This window comes from Mesorhizobium sp. M7A.F.Ca.CA.004.04.2.1 (assembly GCF_004022825.1).
In the GTDB taxonomy this organism is placed as follows: Bacteria; Pseudomonadota; Alphaproteobacteria; order Rhizobiales; family Rhizobiaceae; genus Mesorhizobium.
The window spans coordinates 1-3160 of sequence record NZ_RZPH01000727.1 but is presented as its reverse complement, the minus strand read 5'-3'; the positions used below and the strand labels follow the sequence as shown (position 1 = coordinate 3160).

4 protein-coding genes are annotated in these 3160 nt (G+C 58.6%); 2 read left to right on the top strand and 2 right to left on the bottom strand.

Going from position 1 to position 3160, the window contains the following annotated elements; translation table 11 throughout:
• Both EN893_RS25965 and EN893_RS25960 read left to right on the top strand, forming a co-directional pair.
• On the top strand, positions 1-560 hold a 560-nt coding region (locus EN893_RS25965), incomplete at its 5' end, for an autotransporter outer membrane beta-barrel domain-containing protein (RefSeq protein ID WP_128361877.1).
• A gap of 75 nt (positions 561-635) precedes the next feature.
• On the top strand, positions 636-1181 hold the full coding sequence (locus EN893_RS25960) for an invasion associated locus B family protein (RefSeq protein ID WP_236383341.1): 546 nt from the start codon (positions 636-638) through the stop codon (positions 1179-1181).
• A 228-nt stretch (positions 1182-1409) separates the two neighbouring features.
• Here the strand turns inward: EN893_RS25960 and EN893_RS25955 are convergent, their stop codons facing one another.
• Both EN893_RS25955 and EN893_RS25950 read right to left on the bottom strand, forming a co-directional pair.
• Positions 1410-1745, bottom strand: coding sequence for a hypothetical protein (locus tag EN893_RS25955; RefSeq protein ID WP_127268392.1), 336 nt, complete (start codon positions 1743-1745; stop codon positions 1410-1412).
• Positions 1746-1948: 203 nt separating this feature from the next.
• The gene (locus EN893_RS25950; protein ID WP_127270657.1) at positions 1949-2224 is read right to left on the bottom strand and encodes a hypothetical protein; all 276 of its coding nucleotides are present in this window, start codon (positions 2222-2224) and stop codon (positions 1949-1951) included.
• Positions 2225-3160 lie beyond the last annotated feature (936 nt).

Here is a 3160-nt window from a genome sequence, read left to right as displayed (position 1 = left end):
CCGACGGCCAGGCCCAGGTAACGTGGTATGACAGCGACCTGAAGTCCACCACCCTGGGCAGCGAGCTCGCGAAGGGCAATAATGGCTTCGGCTATGCTGTGAGCATCGAAGCCGGCCAGAAGTTCGCGCTCGGGGCCAAATGGACGCTGACGCCGCAGGCTCAGCTCTCCTATTCTTCGGTCCGCTTCGACAGCTTCACCGATCCGTTCGACGCAGCGGTGTCGCTGAGCCGCAGTGAGGCGCTGATCGGCCGTGCCGGCCTGTCGCTCGACTATGAGGACGCCTGGACCGGCGCCCAGGGCAAGGTCAGCCGCTCGCATTTCTACGGCATTGCCAATCTCTATTACGACTTCCTCGACGGCAATGACGTGGATGTCTCCGGCACCGCGCTTCACGAGCACGACCAGCCGCTGTGGGGCGGTGTCGGTCTCGGCGGATCGCTCTCCTGGGCCGACGATCGCTACACGGTCTTCGGGGAAGCCTTCGCAAAGTCGAGCCTGAAGGAATTCGGCGACAGCCGCTCCATCGGCGCGAAGCTCGGCCTCAGCGTCAAGTGGTAGTCAGCAGGTTGACGGCTGACAAAGACAATGAGCCCTGATTCGAGTGCGCCGGGCTGGACAGGAATGGATGAAGATATGACCCGTAAGAGCTGGGGTAGAAGCCTCCTCCTGGTGGCCACCGCGCTGCTCATCATGGGCTTTGCGATTTCGGCATTTGCTCAAGAGAAGACAGGCCTTCCAGGCGGTGCTACTTCGCTCCAGGAGAGCTACCAGGACTGGAACCTAACCTGTCAAAGCGGGGCACCACAAATAGCGTGCGCTGTCTCCCAGCAACAAACGCAGCAGAACGGGCAGCGGGTGATGGCTGTCGAGCTTAGGCGAAACAGCGACGGCACGCTCGCCGGCAATCTCGTTCTTCCGTTTGGCCTCCTGCTCGACGCCGGTGCCACACTGCAGATTGACGACAGCCAGCCGCTGGCGGCGCTGCGCCTCTCCACCTGCCTGCCGGCCGGCTGCATCGTGCCGCTCAGCCTCGGGGAAGAAACAGTCGCAGCTTTGCGGGCCGGTTCGGTGCTCAAGATAAAGGTCAGAAGCGCAGATCAGAAGGAGGTGGTCCTGCCCGTGTCGTTGAAAGGACTTGCACCTGCTCTGGACAGGCTTGGCGTCCTCGCTGGAGCGTGACAATTCCTGCCGGAGCGCGTTTCTTAGCGAAAAGCCGATGCTTGCCACCGGTTCAAGTAGCACTGTGCTGGGTCGTAATGCAGGGGTAGGCTAGTGACTGACAATAAAGCCGTCGGTCCGCTGCCGGTCTCAACGCGGACGTCAACGGTTCTACAATTGGCCATCGACTGGGGTTCTTGGAAGCTTTTCGAACTTTCTGCCTTGCGCCTCCGGCCGAATTGCGTGGGCTTACTCAGGACGTTGGGGCGGCTGAACTAGCTGCGGTGCAAACTTGATCGAGATGCTCATCTGGGGTTCGAGCCGGTAGACCGTATCGCCGACGTTCAGCATGGGGGCAAAAATCTTTCTCGCGGTGACTAGCCCGGCTACTTGAAACTGGAGCTTTTGTCGCGTGCGCTGAGTCGGGTTGCCAATGAAATGGCTGCTCTTGAAGATCCCCAGCCCGAGGCTGCCGGCCCGCTCCGGCCGTGCTGGCTCTTCACGTCCGAAGAGGCAGCGATGCCAACCGCCGTTGCCATGGCGGGGACGATCCAGTGCGTCGTCATCGGGCCGCTCCGGCGTCAACGCCAGTGGATCCGCCAGTCCTGATCAACGGAGGTCCGATAGGAGGGTCCCTTCTTCGATAGCGTTGAAGGGCGTGATCCGGCGACCTAAAGCGCGTTGCGTTGAAGCGGATTTATGCGACGCACTTTAGGTTCTTTTTTCTATTTGCATGTCGTCCTCTGATAACCGAGGTCAATTTTTAGGCGACATGCATTACGCGCGTCCTAGTTGTGGCCGCCGAGTGTGTTCACGGTCGCGCAGAACGCGGTGAATGGCTGCATTACCTCACCCGCGCACTCACCCTTCATCTGTGCCTGCTTTTCGGCCGGCATGGAAAAAAAGACGCGCTCAAAATCAACCCGGGGCTTCATGGTTTTCATGCTGGAGTCGGTGAAGAACGGCATCATCGTGTCCGGCTCATCCAATGCCCCGGCCAGAGCATGGCCACCAAAAATCGAAAGACTGAATGTTGCAGCGAGACAGATAGCTTTGATGTTCATAAGAAATTTCCTCTCGTGTTAAACGGTTGCCCCAACGACAATCACGTTGGAATTCACAGGGTAGCATCTTCCCGGCTACAGTATTTCCGATGGGCACGGTCTTTTCTGCCTGAACGATGCTTGTGAGGGGGCAACTCGAAGCTGGTTTGGGAACATCAAGACAGAATGACTCCGCCGCCTATGACCTGTTGAACACGCAGCATCAACTTCCTTAAGCATGGATTTCGAACAACGTGCCTGTTCGCTGACGCCGACATCATCCCGGTTGCCAAACCGGTCCAAAAGCTATTCGCCGATGCGAAGACGGTGGCGTTAGCACCGAGATCGAGGAAGAAACCGTTAGCGGGCTCGAAATGCAGGGAGCAAGAGACGACGGCCCGAGTGCAAGCCAACCGGAGCACGATTGAAATGGCGCGCCGATCATTCCAGATCGGAAAGATCGGGCAAGCCTTGAGACAGCATGGTCCATACGGATAGACATAAGGATTATATCTAGGTAGGGGGAGCTCGAATACATGATGTAGACTGGTGAACTCCCGTAGAGTTGAGCACCTTGCCTGCCCGAATATTCTGAGCCCGTACTCGCCGAGGGTTTATCGGATAGGGTCGGAGCAGAAACGCGGAAGTCAGGGGTCCTGTTGGTCCCGCTACCGCCGCCCAATCAAGCTTCGACGGCGATCCGTTCCCTCCAAGAAACACAGGTTTCATGAAGGGCATAGGCCAATGACTATTCAGTCGCTTCCAACTTTTCCGAGAGGGATGGCTCCCATCGGTCTCCTGGTATCGAACGCCGTGTGTGAGCCTGAACGGCGCCAATCCGCAAGTGCTGCGGCGATGGGGACATCGAGTATGTCGCCGGAGACCGCGGGCTCGACCTTCCGGATCGACGTCCCCTACATGGATATGGTGCTTTCGATCTCCGCGCAGCCCTCGGGC

Bases quoted from the DNA above. Each gene is read 5' to 3' on its own strand.
- EN893_RS25950 (WP_127270657.1), bottom strand. From the start codon at position 2,224: ATGAACATCAAAGCTATCTGTCTCGCTGCAACATTCAGTCTTTCGATT.
- EN893_RS25960 (WP_236383341.1), top strand. From the start codon at position 636: ATGACCCGTAAGAGCTGGGGTAGAAGCCTCCTCCTGGTGGCCACCGCG.